This is a genomic window from Mesorhizobium kamtschaticum, assembly GCF_056174585.1.
Genome location: NZ_CM149691.1, coordinates 1,773,300 through 1,792,108, shown reverse-complemented (window position 1 = coordinate 1,792,108; position 18,809 = coordinate 1,773,300). Strand labels below are relative to the sequence as shown.

Annotated in this window: 18 protein-coding genes and 1 tRNA gene; 4 read left to right on the top strand and 15 right to left on the bottom strand. The window is 61.7% G+C overall.

Annotated features, from left to right (window positions below; all coding sequences use genetic code 11):
- Positions 1 to 16: 16 nt before the first annotated feature.
- From pstB to AC0V7N_RS08785, 5 genes are all read right to left on the bottom strand, one after another.
- A complete protein-coding gene (gene pstB, locus AC0V7N_RS08805; protein ID WP_027041877.1) occupies positions 17 to 820 on the bottom strand; it encodes a phosphate ABC transporter ATP-binding protein PstB in 804 nt (267 codons plus the stop codon).
- A complete protein-coding gene (gene pstA, locus AC0V7N_RS08800; RefSeq protein WP_475456509.1) occupies positions 817 to 1,668 on the bottom strand; it encodes a phosphate ABC transporter permease PstA in 852 nt (283 codons plus the stop codon). Before pstA ends, pstB begins: the two co-directional genes overlap by 4 nt.
- Before the next feature lie 3 nt (positions 1,669 to 1,671).
- Entirely contained in the window at positions 1,672 to 2,655 is a 984-nt protein-coding gene (gene pstC / locus AC0V7N_RS08795; protein WP_475456507.1) for a phosphate ABC transporter permease subunit PstC, read from the bottom strand.
- A 66-nt stretch (positions 2,656 to 2,721) separates the two neighbouring features.
- Positions 2,722 to 3,777, bottom strand: a complete 1,056-nt coding sequence (gene pstS, locus AC0V7N_RS08790) for a phosphate ABC transporter substrate-binding protein PstS (RefSeq protein ID WP_475456505.1) — start codon at positions 3,775 to 3,777, stop codon at positions 2,722 to 2,724.
- 529 nt (positions 3,778 to 4,306) lie between these two features.
- Positions 4,307 to 8,479, bottom strand: coding sequence for a PAS domain-containing protein (locus AC0V7N_RS08785; protein WP_475456503.1), 4,173 nt, complete (start codon positions 8,477 to 8,479; stop codon positions 4,307 to 4,309).
- A 216-nt stretch (positions 8,480 to 8,695) separates the two neighbouring features.
- Here AC0V7N_RS08785 and AC0V7N_RS08780 point away from each other — a divergent pair, with 216 nt between their 5' ends.
- Complete coding sequence (locus AC0V7N_RS08780; RefSeq protein ID WP_475460253.1) at positions 8,696 to 9,016, top strand: hypothetical protein; 321 nt, start codon at positions 8,696 to 8,698, stop codon at positions 9,014 to 9,016.
- 42 nt (positions 9,017 to 9,058) lie between these two features.
- On the opposite strand, the gene AC0V7N_RS08775 is transcribed toward AC0V7N_RS08780, so the two are convergent.
- Together AC0V7N_RS08775 and AC0V7N_RS08770 are read right to left on the bottom strand one after the other, a co-directional pair.
- A complete protein-coding gene (locus AC0V7N_RS08775) occupies positions 9,059 to 9,295 on the bottom strand; it encodes a hypothetical protein (protein WP_475456501.1) in 237 nt (78 codons plus the stop codon).
- Between the two features lie 129 nt (positions 9,296 to 9,424).
- Complete coding sequence (locus tag AC0V7N_RS08770; RefSeq protein ID WP_475456499.1) at positions 9,425 to 10,339, bottom strand: DUF2865 domain-containing protein; 915 nt, start codon at positions 10,337 to 10,339, stop codon at positions 9,425 to 9,427.
- Between the two features lie 323 nt (positions 10,340 to 10,662).
- Here AC0V7N_RS08770 and AC0V7N_RS08765 point away from each other — a divergent pair, with 323 nt between their 5' ends.
- Positions 10,663 to 10,878 (top strand): hypothetical protein, encoded by a 216-nt coding sequence (locus tag AC0V7N_RS08765; protein ID WP_475456497.1) that lies wholly within the window; start codon positions 10,663 to 10,665, stop codon positions 10,876 to 10,878.
- Positions 10,879 to 10,973: 95 nt separating this feature from the next.
- Here AC0V7N_RS08765 and tolA read toward each other — a convergent pair whose 3' ends face one another.
- From tolA to AC0V7N_RS08725, 8 genes are all read right to left on the bottom strand, one after another.
- Positions 10,974 to 11,345 carry a cell envelope integrity protein TolA gene (gene tolA / locus AC0V7N_RS08760; protein ID WP_475456496.1) on the bottom strand — a complete coding sequence of 124 codons (372 nt, stop codon included), beginning with the start codon at positions 11,343 to 11,345 and terminating at the stop codon, positions 10,974 to 10,976.
- 269 nt (positions 11,346 to 11,614) lie between these two features.
- Entirely contained in the window at positions 11,615 to 12,457 is an 843-nt protein-coding gene (locus AC0V7N_RS08755) for a glutathione binding-like protein (RefSeq protein ID WP_496627792.1), read from the bottom strand.
- A 29-nt stretch (positions 12,458 to 12,486) separates the two neighbouring features.
- Entirely contained in the window at positions 12,487 to 13,068 is a 582-nt protein-coding gene (locus tag AC0V7N_RS08750) for a VOC family protein (RefSeq protein ID WP_475456492.1), read from the bottom strand.
- A gap of 647 nt (positions 13,069 to 13,715) precedes the next feature.
- Positions 13,716 to 14,147, bottom strand: coding sequence for a hypothetical protein (locus tag AC0V7N_RS08745; protein ID WP_475456490.1), 432 nt, complete (start codon positions 14,145 to 14,147; stop codon positions 13,716 to 13,718).
- Positions 14,148 to 14,289: 142 nt separating this feature from the next.
- Entirely contained in the window at positions 14,290 to 15,354 is a 1,065-nt protein-coding gene (locus AC0V7N_RS08740) for a hypothetical protein (protein WP_475456488.1), read from the bottom strand.
- Positions 15,355 to 15,552: 198 nt separating this feature from the next.
- Positions 15,553 to 15,627 (bottom strand) — tRNA-Glu (locus AC0V7N_RS08735).
- Between the two features lie 90 nt (positions 15,628 to 15,717).
- Positions 15,718 to 16,125 carry a VOC family protein gene (locus AC0V7N_RS08730; RefSeq protein WP_475456486.1) on the bottom strand — a complete coding sequence of 136 codons (408 nt, stop codon included), beginning with the start codon at positions 16,123 to 16,125 and terminating at the stop codon, positions 15,718 to 15,720.
- Positions 16,126 to 16,164: 39 nt separating this feature from the next.
- Complete coding sequence (locus AC0V7N_RS08725; RefSeq protein WP_475456484.1) at positions 16,165 to 16,548, bottom strand: fimbrial protein; 384 nt, start codon at positions 16,546 to 16,548, stop codon at positions 16,165 to 16,167.
- Between the two features lie 26 nt (positions 16,549 to 16,574).
- Between AC0V7N_RS08725 and AC0V7N_RS08720 the strand changes: the two genes are divergently transcribed.
- A complete protein-coding gene (locus AC0V7N_RS08720; protein WP_475456482.1) occupies positions 16,575 to 17,615 on the top strand; it encodes an RluA family pseudouridine synthase in 1,041 nt (346 codons plus the stop codon).
- A 211-nt stretch (positions 17,616 to 17,826) separates the two neighbouring features.
- Positions 17,827 to 18,738 (top strand): RNA polymerase sigma factor RpoH, encoded by a 912-nt coding sequence (gene rpoH / locus AC0V7N_RS08715; protein WP_172223104.1) that lies wholly within the window; start codon positions 17,827 to 17,829, stop codon positions 18,736 to 18,738.
- Positions 18,739 to 18,809: the final 71 nt, after the last annotated feature.

Genomic DNA, 18,809 nt, shown 5'->3' with positions numbered 1-18,809 from the left:
CCTCGTATGCGTGAGATCAGCCGAAGCGGCCGGTGATGTAGTCTTGCGTGCGCTTCTCGCGAGGCGACGTGAAGATCTTCTCGGTTTTGTCGAACTCGACCAGTTCGCCCAGATACATGAAAGCAGTCTGCTTCGAGACGCGCGCCGCCTGCTGCATGTTGTGGGTGACGATGACGATCGTGTAGTCGGCCTGCAGCTCGTCGATCAGCTCCTCGATCTTGGCGGTCGACAGCGGGTCGAGCGCCGAGGCCGGCTCGTCGAGCAGGATGACTTCCGGCTTCACGGCCACGGTACGGGCGATGCACAGCCGCTGCTGCTGCCCGCCTGACAGGCTGAGGCCGCTGGCATTGAGCTTGTCCTTGACCTCGTTCCACAGGGCTGCGCGCTTCAGCGCCTGCTCAACGCGGCCGTCCATCTCGGCCTTGCTGATCTTCTCATAGAGCCTGACGCCGAAGGCGATGTTCTCATAGATCGACATCGGGAACGGCGTCGGCTTCTGGAACACCATTCCGATCTTGGTGCGCAGCAGGTTGAGGTCTTGCGAACGGTCGAGAACGTTCTGACCGTCGAGCAGCACCTGGCCCTCGGCGGTCTGCTTGGGATAGAGTTCATAGATGCGGTTGAAGACGCGCAGCAGCGTCGACTTTCCGCAACCCGACGGTCCGATGAAGGCGGTGACACTGCGCTCGGGCAGCGATAGCGTGATATCCTTCAGCGCCTTCGACTGGCCGTAGTAGAAGTTGAGGTTCTTGACCTCGATCTTTACCTTGGCGGCTGCCTCGGCGGCGATCGTCATGTCTGGAGACAACATCTGGCTCATTTGTCCTCTCTGCGTCCGGTCAGGCTGCGCGCAACGATGCTGAGCGCGAGAACCGTCAATGTGATGATGAGTGCGCCAGTCCAGGCCAGCTGCTGCCATTCCTCGTAAGGGCTGAGAGCGAACTGGAAGATGGTGACTGGCAGGCTGGCCATCGGCGCGTTGAGATTGCTCGACCAGAACTGGTTGTTCAGCGCCGTGAAAAGAAGGGGTGCCGTCTCGCCGGAGATGCGGGCGATGGCCAGCAATATGCCGGTGACGATGCCCGACATTGCGGCGCGGTAGGCAACCGACTTGATGACCACCCAGCGCGGCGCACCGATCGCGGTGCCGGCTTCGCGCAAGGCGTTGGGCACCAGGTTGAGCATATCTTCAGTGGTGCGCACGACGACCGGGATGACCAGGATGGCAAGCGCGACGGCGCCGGCGATCGCCGAGAAGTGCCCCATAGGCCGCACCATCAGCTCATAGACGAACAGGCCGATAATGATCGACGGCGCCGACAGAAGGATGTCGTTGATGAAGCGCACCACGGTGGTGAGTTTCGAGAAACGGCCGTATTCAGCCATGTAGGTGCCGGCCAGCACACCGATCGGCGTGCCGACGATGATGCCGATGATGGTCATGACGATGCTGCCGTAGATAGCGTTGAGCAGACCGCCGGCATCGCCGGGCGGCGGCGTCATTTCCGTGAAGACCGCAAGATTGACACCTGAAAGGCCCTTGTAGAGCAGTGCGCCGAGGATGAGCGCCAGCCAGGCAAGGCCGATGCCGGCGGCGGCAACGCACAGCGTCATCATCACGCCATTCTTGCGCTTGCGGCTCTGGTGAAGCGACGTGGCTGTCGACATCGGTCAGGCTCCCGTGCGGGCGTCGATGCGCATCAGCATGTAGCGTGCGATGGCAAGGATCAGGAAAGTGATGACGAACAGGATGAGGCCGAGCGCCACCAGCGAAGAGGTGTAGAGATCGCCGACCGCTTCGGTGAATTCGTTGGCGATGGTCGCGGAGATCGTCGTTGCCGGCGCGAACAGCGAGGTCGAGATGCGGTGCGCGTTGCCGATGACGAATGTCACCGCCATGGTTTCGCCGAGCGCGCGGCCGAGGCCGAGCATGACGCCGCCCATGATGCCGATGCGGGTGTATGGGATGACGACGCGGCGGGTCACTTCCCAGGTCGTGCAGCCAATGCCGTAGGCCGATTCCTTCAATACGGGCGGCACCGTGTCGAAGACGTCCTTGGTGATCGAGGTGATGAACGGCAGCACCATGATGGCCAGGATCATCGACGAGGTCAGCAGGCCGATGCCATAGGGCGGGCCGGCAAACAGGCTGTTGAGGCCAGGTACGCCGTGGAACACGCTGATGATGAAGGGCTGCACGGTCGTCTGCAGGAACGGTGCCAGGACGAACAGGCCCCAGATGCCGTAGATGATTGAAGGGATGCCGGCCAGCAATTCCACCGCCATGCCGATCGGGCGCCGCAGCGGGCGCGGGCAAAGCTCGGTGAGGAAGATGGCGATGCCGATGCCGAGCGGCACGGCGATCAGGATGGCGATGGCTGAGGTGATGATGGTGCCGTAGATCGGCGCCAGGGCACCGAATTTCTCCGTCACCGGGTTCCAGCTCTCGCTGGTCAGGAAGGAGAAACCGAAGGTCGAGAGGGCTTGCCAGGAGCCGGCAAACAGCGAGATCGCAACGCCGCCGAGCAGGACCAGCACCAGGATCGCGGCAGCGCGGGTCATTCCATGGAAGATCGAGTCGGTCAGCGCGAAGCGTCGGACGGTGGCATCGCGCGAACTTCTAACGGCTGGCAAGGCTTCCTGGACAGCGCTCATGTCAAGCTCGGCTCTTTGAGTGAAGGAAAAGGAGCGCCGCAGGGCGCGGCGCTCCTTCAGGGGATGTTACTCGCCGGCGTAGACGGGCTTGCCGTCGGCCTGGATGTCGGCCTTCCACGAAGCCTTGATCAGGTCGACGACGCTGTCGGGGATCGAGACATAGTCGAGCGCCTTGGCGGTTTCCTTGCCGTCCTTGTAGGCCCAGGCAAAGAACTTCAGGGCTTCGCCGGTGGCGGCGGCATCATCCGGAGCCTTGTGGATCAGGACCCAGGTCGAGGCCGCGATCGGCCAGGTGGTGTCGCCGGGCTCGTTGGTGATGATGACGTTGAAGTTCTTGGCAGTCTTGAAGTCGGCATTCGAAGCGGCAGCGCCGAAGGATTCGAGCGACGGCTCGACGACCTTGCCGGCTGCATTCAGCATTTTGGAATACGACAGGTTGTTCTGCTTGGCATAGGCGTATTCGACATAGCCGATGCCGCCGTCCGTCTGCTTGACGGTGTTGGCAACGCCTTCGCTGCCCTTGGCGCCGACGCCCGTGGGCCATTCGACGGCGGTGTCCGAACCAACCTTGTCCTTCCAGTCGGGCGAGAGCTTCACCAGGTAGTTGGTGAAGTTGAAGGTGGTGCCCGAGCCGTCCGAACGATGCACGACGGCGATCGCGGTCGACGGCAGCTTGAGGCTGGGGTTCAGCGCCTTGATCGCGGCATCATCCCAGGTGGTGATGGCGCCGAGATAGATCTGGGCAATCGTCTTGCCGTCGAGAACCAGTTCGCCCGGCTTGACGCCCGTGAGGTTGACGATCGGCACGATGCCGCCCATCACCATCGGGAACTGCACGAGGCCGTTCTTTTCCAGATCGGCATCGGACATCGGCTTGTCGGTGGCGCCGAAAGTCACGGTCTTGGCGATGACCTGCTTGATGCCGCCGCCGGAACCAATCGACTGGTAGTTGAGGCCGATGCCGGTGTCCTTCTTGTAGGTGTCGGCCCACTTGGCGAACACCGGATAGATGAAGGTCGAGCCGGCGCCGGAAAGGTCAGCTGCCATGGCTGCGGAAAGGGTGAAGGTAGACGCTGTAGCCATTGCAATAGCAACGGCCGTCGAGCGGATGAAATGTCTCATGTGGCCTGCTCCTGTTCGGAAGATGGTCTCTCGGCGCCATTCTAACCAGCGCCCGCTGAGGCCAATAGCCTTCGATTATTACAGTCGCATGACAGTTTCATGTCACCCCGGTAACGCGTCGTCGGCGCCTCGAAAGACGACAGCGACCGGTACCAGCGGCATGGTCCGGGTTTACCCTCTGAATCAGTGAGTTGAGCGGTCCCGAGGCTACAGCTCCCGTCGGATTCGACGGGGCTGGCTTTGGCAAAGAAAATCCGGACGGGAGTGCGTTGCTCGAGGCCAGAGCGTGTCGTGGCCGGGCCATCGCCAAAAACAGGTCCGTTGGGGTAGGTTGACGCTGTTCCATACTGGCGGTCGCTGCTCCCGCCCGTAACTGCAAGGGCGGAATTCGATTTTGCTATTGTCCCGGCTGGGCGCCGCCTTTGATATGGTGCGATCGCACCATAGGCATTGCACGCAGGGGTAGCAGCAAATCGGCGATTGATTCCCTCGGCTTGCCTCTTCGGATCCCTGAAACCGGCGGCGGATGCTATCCCGCGTTGCGCCGGACCTGGCTGCCGGCGCCTATCCAGCGCTCGACTTTCTCCAGCAGGGCCCTGGGGCTGATCGGCTTGGGCAGATAGTCGTCCATGCCCGCCTCCAGGCAGCGTTCGCGATCACCCTTGAGCGCATGCGCGGTGACACCGACGATCGGCACATGCGTGCCGGTTTCCTCTTCCAGCCGGCGGATCGCGGCGGTCGCCTCGAGCCCGCTCATCTCCGGCATCGAGACATCCATCAGGATCATGCACGGATTGAGCTTGCCGAAGGCGTCGAGCGCCTTGCGGCCATTGCCGACGATCTCGAAGCCGTAGCCGGTCTCGCCGAGGATCTGGGTGAAGACCATCTGGTTCACTTCGTTGTCCTCGGCCACGAGGATATCCAACCTGTGTCCGCCATCGCCGGTGGCGGGCAGCCGGGGACGAACCGGCGGCGGCTGCAATTGCGCGCGTTGTTCGGACGGCGCCAGCGGTGGCCGCTGGGGGGCAGCGAGCGCCTCGCCTGCGGGCGGCTGCGCGGTGTGGCCGTCCGTGGTGTGGCGATGGCGCTGGATGGTCGCCACCAGCGTTTCCAGAAGCACGGAGGAGCGCGCCGGCTTGATCAGCTGGGCATCGATGCCGAGATCGCGGTAGCTGGTGTTGGCGAGTGACTGGTCGACCGAGGTCAGCATGATGATCGGCGTGTCGGCGAGACCTTCGGTGTTGCGCACGATGCGCGCCATTTCGGCGCCGCTCATCTCGGGCATCTGGTAGTCGAGCACCACGCAATCCACGGCCACGCCATAGGCAGCGGCGGCGATCAGCACCTTCAGGCCCTCGGCGCCGCTCTCGGCCGCACAGGAATCGAACGTCCACGAGACCATCTGCTCGGTCAGGATGGCCCGGTTGACGGCATTGTCGTCGACGATCAGCACGCGTGCGCCCGTCACGTCCACCGGCATGATGCGCTGCCCGTTCTGCTGACCGGCCCTGGGCAGCGTCACGGTGAACCAGAAGGTCGAGCCTTTGCCCTCGGCGCTCTCGACACCGATGGTGCCGCCCATCAGCTCGACCAGCCGTGAGGTGATGGCAAGGCCAAGCCCGGTGCCTTCGTGCCGCCTTGTCGAGGAGGTGTCGACCTGGCTGAATTTTTCGAACACCAGTTTCAGTTTTTCCTCGGGGATGCCGATCCCGGTGTCGGTGACCGAGATCGTCAACCTGGTTCCGGTCGGGACCCTCTCGCCGGTCACGTCGACCAGCACATGGCCCTCATCGGTGAATTTCACCGCATTGCCGACGAGGTTGGTGACGATCTGCCTGATGCGGCCGACATCGCCGATGAACAGGCTTTCGAGCCTCGGCTCGACACGCACGATGAGCTCGAGGTCCTTTTCCTTGGCGCGCGTCGACACCAGCGTCGCCACATCCTCGATCGCCTCGGCAAGGTTGAAGGGCGCCGGATCGAGCACCATCTGGCCGGCATCGATCTTGGAGAAATCCAGGATGTCATTGATGATGGTCAAGAGCGCGTTGCCCGACTTGACGATGATGTCGGTGAACGTCTTCTGCTTCGGATCGAGATTGGATTTAGCCAGGAGTTCCGCCATGCCCAGCACACCGTTCATCGGCGTGCGGATCTCATGGCTCATATTGGCGAGGAATTCCGACTTGGCGCGGTCGGCGAGCACGGCGCGCTGGCGCGCCTCGCTGAGTTCGGCCTCGCGCATCTTCAGTTCCGTGATGTCGGTGGTCGATCCTATCAGGTAAAGCGAACCGTCCGACGCGATCATCGCGCCCTTGCGCGCGAACTGATGCCTGACGCTGCCGTCGGCAAGCCGCACGGTCTCCTCGATCTCCTGGGTGTCGCCGGTGCGCAGCACGGCCAGATCGCCGGCCACGAAAGCCTCGCCGTCCTCCCCGAAAATCTCGATGTCGGTCTTGCCTATCGCAGCTTCCCTGCTGAGACCGGTCAGATCGCACCAGCCCTTGTTGACATAGAACTGCCTGAGATCGGAGCGCTTGGCGTAGATCGACACCGGCACATTGTCGATCAGGCTGCGGAACACCTCGTTCTCGCGCATGCTCTCTTCCAGCGCCCGCTCGCGCGCCTTGACGTCGGTGATGTCGGTGCTGGAACCAACCAGGTGCATCGATCCGTCGATGGCCACCAGCCGGCTCTTGCGCGTCATCAACTGCCGCACCGTGCCGTCGCGATGGGTGACGGGCTCCTCGACCTCGAGGCCCTTGCCGGTTACGACGACCTCGGTGTCGTCATGGCCGTAGCTTTCCGCGTCTTGCGTGCCGAACAGCTCGCGGTCGGTCCGGCCGATGACGTCTTCCTTGGCCAAGCCCGTGATCGCGCACCAGGCCTTGTTGACGAATTCGATGCTCAGGTCCTGCGCCTTGATGAAGGCGGCCACCGGCAACTCGTCCATGACATGCCGGAAGAGATCGATCTGGCGCATCGAGTCGCGCAGCGCCGCCTCGCGGCTCTTGATGTCGGTGATGTCGACGCGCACGCCGATGAACGTGCCGTCATCGGTGCGCATGTCGTAGACCTGGTACCAGCGCCCATCGGCATTGAGGCGCTCGTAGGACGAATTTGGCAGATGGTAGCGCGCCAGCACGCCGTCGGCCCAGCGTTCGGTGTCGACGTCGTAAAGCTTGTCGAGCTCGGGATCGCCACACGAGCGGAAATAGCCGACCGCATGGCCGAACTCCAGCGCCTCGCGGAAGGTACAGCCGGGCTGCCAGACGGGCTTTAGCGCCGGCAGCGAGTCCTGCAGCTTGCGGTTGGCAAAGACGAACTTGTCGTCGCGGTCGTAGATGATCACTCCGGCCGGCAGCGATTCCAGCACGCTGGCGAGATGCTTGCGCGCATCCTGCGCCTCGGTCTCGCGGCCCTTCATGTCGGTGACGTCTACATAGGAAATGAGCCGCTTGCCGCCGGCCAGCGGTGCCAGCGATGCGACAAGCGTGCGCCCGTCATTGTGTGGCAATTGCCTGGAGCCGGCAACGCCGGCCCTGATTTCGGCTTCGCGCTCGGCGGTATGACGTTGCCAGGCAATTTCATCGGCGCCGTAAGGGTCAATGCCTCGGCTGGCTTCCATCAACTCGCGAAAGGCCGAGCCGATCCCGGCGCGGCCTGGATCGATCCTCCAGAAGTCATAGAAGGCGCGATTGATGACTTCGGCGCGCATATCGGCATCGAGGACGAGAACGCCGATCGGCATCTGATCGATCATTGTGCGCAGATTGACGAAGGTCTCGGCGATCTTGGCGTTGGCGCTTTCGATCTCGGCATCGCGACGCTTGAGTTCGGTGACCTCATAATAGGTCAACAGCCGCTTGCCCCCGGACAGCGCCGTCACCGAGAACATCATCGTCCTCCCGCTTGCATGGACAAATTCGCGTGGCGCGACAGAGCCGGCGCGAATCTCCTCGATACGGGTGGCGAGGTAGTGCTGCCACTGCTGTTCGTCGATGTCGCCATAGATGCCATTGCGGCGGTTGAGGTCCATCAACTGGCTGAACGGAGCGCCGACGGTCACGGCACCATCCGCAATCCTGGACAGATCGCGATAGGCCTTGTTGACGATCAGCGTGTCGAGCTTGGCATCGAGAAGCACGACGCCCATGTGCATGGCGTCCATTGTCCGTTCGAGATCGGCAAGATGCCGGTCGGGTTCGCTGCCCGGCAACGGGTTATGCTCCGCGGTCTCGAAGGCACTGGCCAGCGCGGTGACGTTGCGGCCTATGCCACGATAGCCGGCAAATTTTCCGTCGCTGTCAAACCGTGGGAAGCCTGACGTCAACACCCAGCGGCAGTCGGCGCCGCCTCCCTTCAGTTCGTAGACGAAATCGCGGAACGGCCGGCGCGCCTGCAGATCCTCCAGATGCGCTGTCGCGCTGTGGTTGCCCTTCAGGACCTGATTGAGGAAATCGAAGCGGAACCGGCCGAGCACATCGGCCGGATCGATACCGGTGGCCGCCTGGTAGGTGGGAGAAAGCCAGGAGAATCGCAGTTCGGCGTCGGTCTCCCAGATCCAGTCCGAGCCCGCCTCGACCAGTTGGCGAAGCGCGGCGGCCGAATCCATGTCCGCGCGTGGCGGCGCATCGCGGTGCACCGCCTTGCCGGACCCACGCTTGCCGCGCGCGCCGATTGCTTCGTCCGCTTCCGCCATGCTGTCCCCACCCCGAAAATCAAGGCCGAACCCTCCCTCCGCGGTTCGTCGGCGGAATGTGCCCGAGAAGCATTAACGATCCGCTAACCTTAACGGCGCAACCACCACGTTCCTCCTGCGTTATTCCGTCAGGTTGTCGGGTGGACCAAGGCCGCGTTATAAGCCCGTGCAGGGGTGTTGCTTATGATTGGACGGATAGGGCCTTTCTTGCTGGGCGTGGTGCTGCTTTTCGGCAGTGGCTGTTCGCGCACCTATGACGGCACGGTCATCATTCCGCGGCCGCTCGACGCCAGGCGCTTCTGGGACCGGCCGCCACCCAATATCGACTACGCACCGCAGGCCGACAACGGCGCCTTCCCGGTGCCGCCACCGCCGCCCGGACGATTTTCCGAACGCAGGGTTTTTAAACCTGGCATGCAGAGACGGCATCAGACGAGATTTTCACCGCCGCCTCCCCCGCCCTCGGACCCGGAAAAGCAGTTGGCGTGCAAGAACGTAAGCGCGCCGGGACAGCGGATCCGCATGGTCTGCGAATAGGCGCAATTCAGGGCAAGCCCCGGAGCCCCACCGCGGAGAGGGCTATAGCGATGCCGCGCCCTTCTTCGGTTCCTTCGCTCCAAGCTTGTCGAGCGCAAGCCGAACCTGACGCAAATCGTCCTGCCAGCCGTCATCATCGCCCATGGAACTCTCCGACGCGGCCCGCTGCAGGCCGCGCGCCTCGGATTCGATCTCACGCAGTTCGGCAACCTTCTCGTCATTGGTCAGGGAGCCGTTTTCGACGATCTCCAGAACCCGCATTTCCCTGAACGTGGCCATGGCGTTTCTCCTGGCTGATGTCGATCACAACGCCGTGAGCGCCCCTCTGTTCCAGATGGGTCCTATAGCCGGCTGCACCACGACAGCCCGCTGCGAACCTTTATCGGACGGATGCGCAGAGAGGGGCGGTCATTCAGCCGGGAAGAAGGCCGGGCCGACCACGCGCACCGGCCGCGTGCTGGCCTCGATCGACTGCTCCTGAGCGGCACCCGGGGCTTCTGTCCCGGATTGCGGGATTGCCGCAACGCTGCCGACGTCCGGGCTGCCGACGTCCGGCTTTCGCTGTGGCAGGGGAATGATGGCATTGCTCATGTTTGCCGGCGTCACCGTCCTTGCCCTCAGTTCCGCGACCCGCTGGTAGTAGCGCTTGACGTCGCAGGCCTTGAAATTGGCATCGTCCCGGTAGCGGAAAGCCGACGGCAGTTCGGTATACGGTTTGCGCGTATCAAGCGCGACCATCTTTTCGGTTTCCAGACTGGCATCGCTCAGCGTGTAGAGATCGACAGCCGGATCATCACAGATGTAACGGCACTGATCGGCCATATCCTTGACATCGTCGCTGCCGGCGAATTGCGACTTTGGCGCCGGAAAGAAGTATCCATCCGACAGGCGCACGCAAAACAGCATTGAATTGCCGGCATAAATTGCTCCGCCCGCTGTGGACTGGGCCTTCGATGCCGGGCGCTGATCCTTCGCCCCGCAGCCGAGCGCCGCCAACCGTGCCTGCAGGCCGGAAACATCCCGGCCGGAACCGGCCGCGATCTGGCGCAGCACCTCCGTCCGGTTTCTGGCAAGATCCGCACAAGCGTTGAAGAAGCCGCCCGCGGCACTTTGCGCCGTGCACCTGCGCTGCCTCTCCAGGCCCTGGATCGCGGCAAGCTGGCGGCGCAGCTGCGCCAGTTCGGGACTCACGCCCCCGCCGCGGCCACCAAGCAACTGACCTCTGATCGCGCTGCAGCTATCCGCATAGGAGGACGTCGTGCCGAGCGCAAAGGCGGCCACCGTCACCAGGGCGATCATCATGAGAAGCCAGGAGCGGATCATCGGGACGACATTGTCCTTGCTGTTGACGGACTGGAATCACATTCTTTCGACTTGGCTAATCTTCGAATAAATGAGCTATATCTAATACTTGAAGAGTTATGGCCTGAAACAGACTTTCATCTAGTGTAATAGGATGGCCCCTGTAAATTCGATATTACATTTTTATTTCAAGATTGAGACGAACCCGAAAACAATGCGGTGAGACCGGCGGCTGTCGGAATTGCGAGGCCGTAGGCCCGGGCGACCGATCAATCTGGCGTTACTGGCGCCTGACGCTGAAACCTTTGCCTGACTGCGGCGTTGATGGGCAGAGGAGAACGCAGATGTCGATCCACTTCACGGTATCGGAACTGACAAGGAACCTTTTCCATTCTCTCGGGCTGGATTATGAGCGCGCGCCACGACCGCTCAATCCCGAGCAAAACCTGTTGCTGGAGTGCTATCTGGCCGGGCAAATCCCAGAATCGGCCTGGAGCGACTATGTCTTCGAGACACCGGACCTGGCACGGCATGCCGAAGTTCGGCGCCTGAGCCATTGAGCCATTGGTCGTGAAAAGCAGCCTGGCGGAGGCGTGAAGCCTTGCCGGCGATGCGCTTTAGTCACGCGATTTCTCGATGAGGTCGGCGCGAATCGCTATTGCTTCGGCGAGGCCAGTTGCAACGTGAAAACGTTGCCGCCGATGCCCTGTGCCAAAACAGGTGAAAACGTCAGGGGCGTGCAATCCTTGACGGCAGCGATGGCCGCCTCGACGAACGCCTTCCGCGCCCTGTCATCGCCGGCCACCTTGGCGGCGGTGGGCCGCGGCGGACCGATCAGCGAGCCGTCGCGCCTGAAGCTGAAGCTCAGGGTTACAGTCGAATTCCCGGCATCCGCCGGCGGCGTCCAGCACGCCTGGATCGCGTCCCCGACATCATCCATCGTGTTGAGCGTCGCTGCCTGTGACGGGAGAAGCGTTCCAGCCAGCATGCCACTGGCCATCATCAGCATTGCCGCCACGCATTTCATCGCAAGCCCTCATCTCATCCAGGTCGGCATTCCAAGCCGAATCCGTTGAAGGGATGTTAGAGCCAACACCGGCGGTGACAATATCGTGGCGCGAAAAGTTGATGCTCCGGCGCTGCCTGATCACCGTCGCGCGATGTCCTGGCATGAGGCCCGCTAAAAGCAAAAAGGCCGGCACGGAGCCGACCTTTCCTTCCGCCGATAGTGCGCCAGTACATCCGTGGTCGCGCGGCGAATTCCCAGCAGTAGACAGGGCTTAGGTTAACGAATCCTTAAGCTGAGGCCTTCGCCTGCGACCGCACATGGGCGATGTAGCCACGCACGTCGCCGGCCGGCTCGGCGTAGGCTTTGCCGAGCTTCTTCTCGATTGCTGCCATGTACTCCTTCGCCCATTTGGGCAAGGCGTAGTCGATGACCGCCAGGAACTCGAGCGTTGCCGCCAACCGGATATCGGCGATCGACGGGATCTTGCCACCGATGAACGGCTTGCCGTCCCTGAAGAAGCTGTGAAAAACCTCGAGGGGCTCGGCGATCGCGGCCATGGCGGCCTTCTGTGCTTCCGACTTCTTGTCGGGATGAGCATCGCTGTGGCCGACCTCGCCGGCATAGTGCGGGAAACCGAGCGCCGGATAGGTGGCGCGCGCCACATAGGGGTAGAGCGTGCCGATCAGGTAGAACATGGCGCTGTCGACCATCGCCCGCTTGGCCGGCGCCTTCGGATAGAATTTCTCCAGCCCGTGCTTGTTGGAGAGATACTGCATGATGGCGCAGCTTTCCCAAAGCACGCCTCTGGGCAGCCCCTTGTCCTCGATCATCGGTGTCAGATGCGCCGGATTGCGCGCCATGTATTCGGGCGAGCGCGTGTGGCCCCAGGCGTCGGTCTCGGCGGCGTCGAACCCGGCCGCGCGGGCGAACACCCGCACGGTCATGTTGTTGACGCTCGGCTTCAGCATGCTGAGCTTCAGCGCCGGCTTTTTCGCCGATTTCGCCTTGGCCTTGGGTGCGGACGTCTTGGCCGCCGGCTTTGCCGCCGCCTTCGCGGCAGCCTTTGGCGACGGCTTGGCGGCTGCCTTGGCCGCAGGCTTCTTTGCGTTCTTGGTCACGGTCTTTGCCATTGTGGTCCTCCCTCTGTTTTTGTTGGCCGTCAGTATGGGTTCTTCGGCGCCCGGTCCTCCGACAAGGTCGCGCGGGAGCTCTCGACAAGCGCCTGGATCGCGTCGGCAAGGTGCACCTCGGCAATGTTGTAGTCGCCGCGCGCAACGCGCAGCCGGTGCGCCTGCATCAGCACGTCGGCGTGGGTGAAACCCGCCGGCGGCTCGAAGCGGTAGGAAGCAAGCTCGATCAGCAGGCCGAGCGGATCCTCGAAATAGATCGAATCCATGAAGCCGCGATCCTTGACGCCGCTGTGCTTGATGCCGCGCTCGTCGAGTCGGGCGACCGCATGCAGAAAGGTGACGCGCGACACCGCAAACGCGATGTGGTGGACGCAGCCCGGGTCGGTCGGCGTGCGCCGCTTCTGCGGCGTGCGGCTCTCATCGGTAAAGACGGTGATCAGCCGGCCGTCGCCCGGATCGAAATAGAGATGGCTTTCGCTGGCCTTGTCGAGGTTGGGCTGCTCGAAGATGAACGGCATGCCGAGCACGCCCTCCCAGAAATCGATCGAGGTCTGGCGCCCAGCGCCGACCAGCGTGATGTGGTGGACGCCCTGCGCTTGCAGCTTCTGCATTGGCCTTCTCCCCGTGGCCTCGATTGCCCGTCAGGATCTGCCTGGCACCCGGCATTCTGTGCGCCGCTTGAGCCGTGCCTCGAAATCCATGACGTGATGCTAATGCAATCGGCCCCGCCGCGCCAGAAGCGGCGAGCCTTATCGTTGCAAGACGGTGAACCGCTCTTGGTAAAAGCCTGCAGGATCTATTCAAGAGATGGCGAACGCGATCGCAACGCGGAAGCCGCCCTCATCGCGTCCTTGCCGAAGCGGCGGCTACGCGACGGCCTTGAGCTCAGCTTCCACCAGCATCCCAAGGCCGCCACATTCGGCGCACGCGATGGTCTTCCCCGGGCAACTGATCTGGTGCGTCCCTTGCGGGCAGCAATGCCCTTTTGACGCAGACCATCTCGAGCAATCGAAAACCTTGCCGCCGCCATGGCAGCGCGAGCAAATCATGTTCCTTGACGCCATTCCAACTCTACCCAAACCCAAAATCCGCTGTCCGCAGATGTTACCCCGCCTCGTAAGTAACAGGGATTGTTGCGCTTTCAAGCGTCGCGGGCTGACTTAAATTGGGGGTATTCGGGCATGCGGAGCCGCCGGGTCGCGGGCGTCGCCAGTCAAGAGCACCCCACATAGGGTGCCTTGTCTGAGTGCCGCCAATGCTAGTCGAGAAATCTGATCTTCGTGAAGGACATCATCTCTCCCATCACGTTGCCGCTGTCATCGACCTGCTGCCCTTGCCCAACTGTAACGGTCACGCGTTTTCCCTTGTAGCGGGACGGCATCACGGTTTGCTCGTTCCAGCTTTCGCACTCGGGCGCGGCACACAGGCCGACTTGCTCCACCTTCTTGCGATCGACAATGGTCAGGTAGCAATTGTCGCCACATTCGAAACCTCGAATGGTGCCGGTGATCTTCCTATCCTTGGAGAACGACGGACCGCACTGGGCAATCATGGCCGCGGAAATGAGGAGCGGCAAAGCCAATTGTTTCATGCAGCCAACTTGCTGCAACATGCCGTATTGCGCAAGCATCACATCTGCCGGAAAATCCTTGGTACGCCCAAGGGGGATCGAACCGACGACCTCTTGCATGCCATTCAAGCGCTCTCCCAACTGAGCTATGTGGTGCCCTCACCGGATCAGTTCCGGATCCAATCGTCCGTTAGTCCCTATGAACCTTTTGAGGGTTCGCTTCATCGATATTGACGTGTTGCGAGGCCAATGTACGCAGGCGCTATTTCTGGACCTTAGGAGGGCTTGTAAACCAATGCCCTTTGGCGCCGGCCTTATCCCCATAAACTTCCGCAAGGTCGCTTGCTCCTTCACTCCTCCGCCCATCGATTAGGTCGAACTGTCGTGTAACTGGATCAAATCGCAGCACCTCTGGGCCAAACAGACGAATGGCCTTCATAGTTTCATAGGGCTCTGTACACACAGGTCGGTCCAGATACGGCGGTGCAGCCCCTGTATCCACTGCATTCCCCGCATCTGCTGCTAGGTCGGGAGCTTCGGATAGTGCATCCACTTCTTTCAACCGGTCGGCAAGATATTTCTCTTGCTGTTCCTTCGTCTGGTCACACGCGTACGCTGTGCCGTCGCGACGCAGCGTAACGACACCGTCTAACGCCGTTATGACATTTCGCATCAGAAATTCTGTCGTGGCATTCGAGAACACATCCCACCCTGAAACCAACATGTACGTTGGAAGTGTCAGAGTATTAATTTTCTTATCATTCGTCCAAACGAACGTTGAATTCATTCCCCATATACCAGATCCGAACCTACTAACGTTTCTAATTTCAATGATCTTTCCCGGTGATGCGGGGGAAACTTCGTGAACGTATATGTACTCCGGCCAACCGATTTCCATGGCGGAACTATCGTGCGGTTTGTCCGCCCGCAAGTAGATGAGGCAACCAGTTCTATAGCCGCCCAGGATCAATAGTGCGTCATTTGGCGATAGGCGAACTTCTCGCACATTGTCTATGTTGCCGTCGGCCCATGCATCCCACTCGCAGGGCTGAGATGCTTCCTTAATCGACGACTTGCCAAGGTAAGAAGCCGTGGCAGACAAGCTGGTAGGCAAATTCCCATCGTCGATCACGTTCAAAAATTTGGTGAGCGGATCCGCTGGGGCAAATTTTACAAATAGCGAGTTCCAATTATCTAAGATTGCGACAACGCTTCCTGGCACTGCGCCTATCCAAACGAGGAGGCTCAGAGAAAGCGTTCCGGCCACAGTAACAGGCGTTACAGCGCGTTTTGCTAAGATCCACAGGTTACGTAGCCGCTCTCCCATCGACTCCCCCAATTCATATAATTTATGCCGATCTCACGGGTCTTAACCAGATCAAGTGCAGGCGTGCGAGCGCTTTGTTCATTAGCGTTCAGTCGGGTTGCCGACTTCATGCGAGTGTTGTCGGCTACTTCCGCATTGTGCTTATTTGACTGTTATTTGATGATTTGGAAGGTGGTTGACCTAACCATTTGAAATCCTTGGTACGCCCAAGGGGAATCGAACCCCTGTTCCCGCCGTGAGAGGGCGGTGTCCTGACCGCTAGACGATGGGCGCGCTCAAGAACCGGCGATATAGGCTGACGGCTGGGAAAAAGCAACTGGGGTTCGGCGGCTTTACAGCAGCAAGCGAAAAGCCGCCCGCGCTTTACCGTTTCGGCTCGATCAGGTCCCAGAGATTGCCGTGGAGATCGGCGAAAACCGCGACCGTGCCATAGGGCTCGAAACGCGGCGCCTCGTGGAATTCGACACCCTTTTCCAGCATCGCCGCATGGTCGCGCGTAAAGTCATCGGTTTCGAGGAACAGGAAGACCCGGCCGCCAGTCTGGTTGCCGATGCTTTGTCTTTGCGCCTCATCAGACGCCTCGGCCAAAAGCAGCCTGGCGCCCTGCCCCTTGGCCGGCGCCACCGTGACCCAGCGCTTGCCGCCGCCGAGATCGACATCCTCGAGGGGCAGGAAACCCAGCCGCCCGACATACCAGGCAATCGCCTCGTCATAATTGCGGACAACCAGTGCGACAGTCGCGACACGACGATGTTCGGCAAAGCCGGTCATTTCAGCGACACGCTTGTTTGTTGCATGGTTGCGGCCAGCCTATTTGTTGCGAATTGCAAACTGGCCGATCAGCCTGCGCTCGGCGATATCATAGACGAAGATCGCGCGACCGCCGTCGGCAAGCTCGGCGTCGATCGAGATGCGATTGCCGGACAGCGACTGGCTGACCACTTTTGCGCCGACCGGCAGCACGATGTCGCCGCTCAACGGCTCGCCGGCGGGCACCTGGATATCGCCAGCCAGTGGCGGGGTCACCGATGGCGCTTTGCGGGCTTTGTAGACAATCGCCGCGATCACCACCATAAGGGCCAGCAGCAGCAGGCCGAGATTGATGGCCATGAAGCGGACGAGCTTGCCACGCATCTTTTCGACCTCGGGGTCGAGCGGCTTTTCCTGATCTTCGTCGGCATCGGGCCGGGCCATGGCAGATATTCCGGAACGGTTTTTCGATGAGCGCTCATAGCGAAGAGGACCCTGAATTGATAGAGGCGGCACCAACTGTGCTTGTGGCGGGCGTTGAAGCGGCCGGACAGCGCCTCGATCAATGGCTGGCGGCGAGCCTCGGCCCGGACATGTCGCGCAGCCGCGTGCAGATGCTGATCCGGCAGGGCGCGGTTTCCATCAACGGCAAGCCGGTCGACGAAACCAAGCGCAAGATGATCGCAGGCGAAAGTGTTGCGGTCGCGATGCCGGAACCGGAACCGGCCGCGCCGCAGGGCGAGAACATCGCGCTCGATGTGCTCTATGAAGACGACGCCCTGATCGTCATCAACAAGCCGGCAGGGCTTGTCGTGCATCCCGGCGCCGGCAACTGGACCGGCACGCTCGTCAACGCGCTGATCCATCACTGCGGCGACAGCCTGTCCGGCATTGGCGGGGTGCGCCGGCCGGGCATCGTGCACCGCTTGGACAAGGAGACCAGCGGCGTCATGGTGGTGGCCAAGACCGACCGCGCCCATAAGGCGCTATCGGAAGCCTTCGCCGATCATGGCCGGAGCGGCGATCTGGAACGCGCCTATCTGGCGCTGGTCTGGGGCATACCACAGCGGCCGACCGGAACGGTCGATGCGCCGCTCGGCCGCGCCGCCGACCGGGTGCGCCGTGCCGTGGTGCCGGAAGGCCGCGACGACGCCCGCCATGCCATCACCCACTTTGCCGTCCAGGAGCGCTTCGGCGAGAACCAGCAGGAATTCGCCACGGCAAGCCTGGTCGAATGCCGGCTGGAAACCGGCCGCACCCACCAGATCCGCGTCCACATGGCCCATATCGGGCATCCGGTCGTCGGCGACCCCGACTACGGCCAGGCCTTCCGCACCAAGGCTAACCGGTTGCCGGAACCCCTCAAAGGTCAGGTCAAGGCATTTTCGCGGCAAGCTTTGCATGCCTGGCTTCTTGCATTTCGTCACCCGGATACCCATTTACCTCTGAGGTTCGAGGCGCCGATACCGGGGGACATGGAGGAACTCGTCGGCGGCTTTCGCAAACTCTGAACCTGTCACCGTCAAGCCCGAAACCAGCCATCAAAAAACCTGACTGGCATTGTTCACTTCAGCGTGACACACTGTTTCGTGTTGAACAAATGCCTGTCTTTTCTGGTTTTGTTCCTGTATAAGATTTGATGTCGCGAGCGAGCCTTTTGGTGTTCGCGTCACATGCCCGCCGCGTTTCGGGGGCATCACTCCAATGAGAGGGGGCGCTATCATGGCCCAGTCATTACCCAGTATTGTTTCCGGCGAAGGCGGCCTCAGCCGCTACCTGGAAGAAATCCGCCGCTTTCCGATGCTTCAGCCGCAGGAAGAGTACATGCTCGCCAAGCGTTACGCCGAGCATGAAGACACCAGCGCTGCGCACAAGCTCGTCACCAGCCATTTGCGGCTCGTCGCCAAGATCGCCATGGGCTATCGCGGCTACGGCCTGCCGATCGGCGAAGTGATCTCGGAAGGCAATGTCGGCCTCATGCAGGCCGTCAAGAAATTCGAACCCGAGCGCGGCTTCCGCCTCGCGACCTACGCCATGTGGTGGATCAAAGCCTCGATCCAGGAGTACATCCTGCGCTCGTGGAGCCTGGTCAAGATGGGCACGACCGCCAACCAGAAGCGCCTGTTCTTCAACCTGCGCAAGGTGAAGGGCAAGATCCAGGCTCTGGACGACGGCGATTTGAAGCCCGATCAGATCACCGAGATCGCCACCAGGCTGAACGTGTCCGAGGCCGAAGTGGTGTCGATGAACCGCCGCCTGTCCGGCGACGCCTCGCTCAACGCGCCGATCCGGGCAACCGAAGGCGAATCCGGCGAATGGCAGGACTGGCTGGTCGACGACCACGAAAGCCAGGAAGAGATGCTGATCGAGCAGGACGAGCTGGAAAACCGGCGCGGCATGCTGTCAGGCGCTCTTGCCGTGCTCAATGAGCGCGAACGGCGCATCTTCGAGGCCCGTCGCCTCGCTGAGGAGCCGCTGACGCTGGAAGAGCTGTCGGCCGAGTTCGACATCAGCCGCGAGCGCGTGCGCCAGATCGAGGTGCGCGCCTTCGAAAAGGTGCAGGATGCCGTCAAGGCCGCCGCCAAGCGCCAGACCCAGGCGCTGCGCACCATCGAGGCCCAGCCGGCGGCTTAGAGCCGGGTTCGGCCAGGAAATATCAAGGCGGCGTCAGGAAACTGGCGCCGCCTTTTTCGTACACCGCAGCC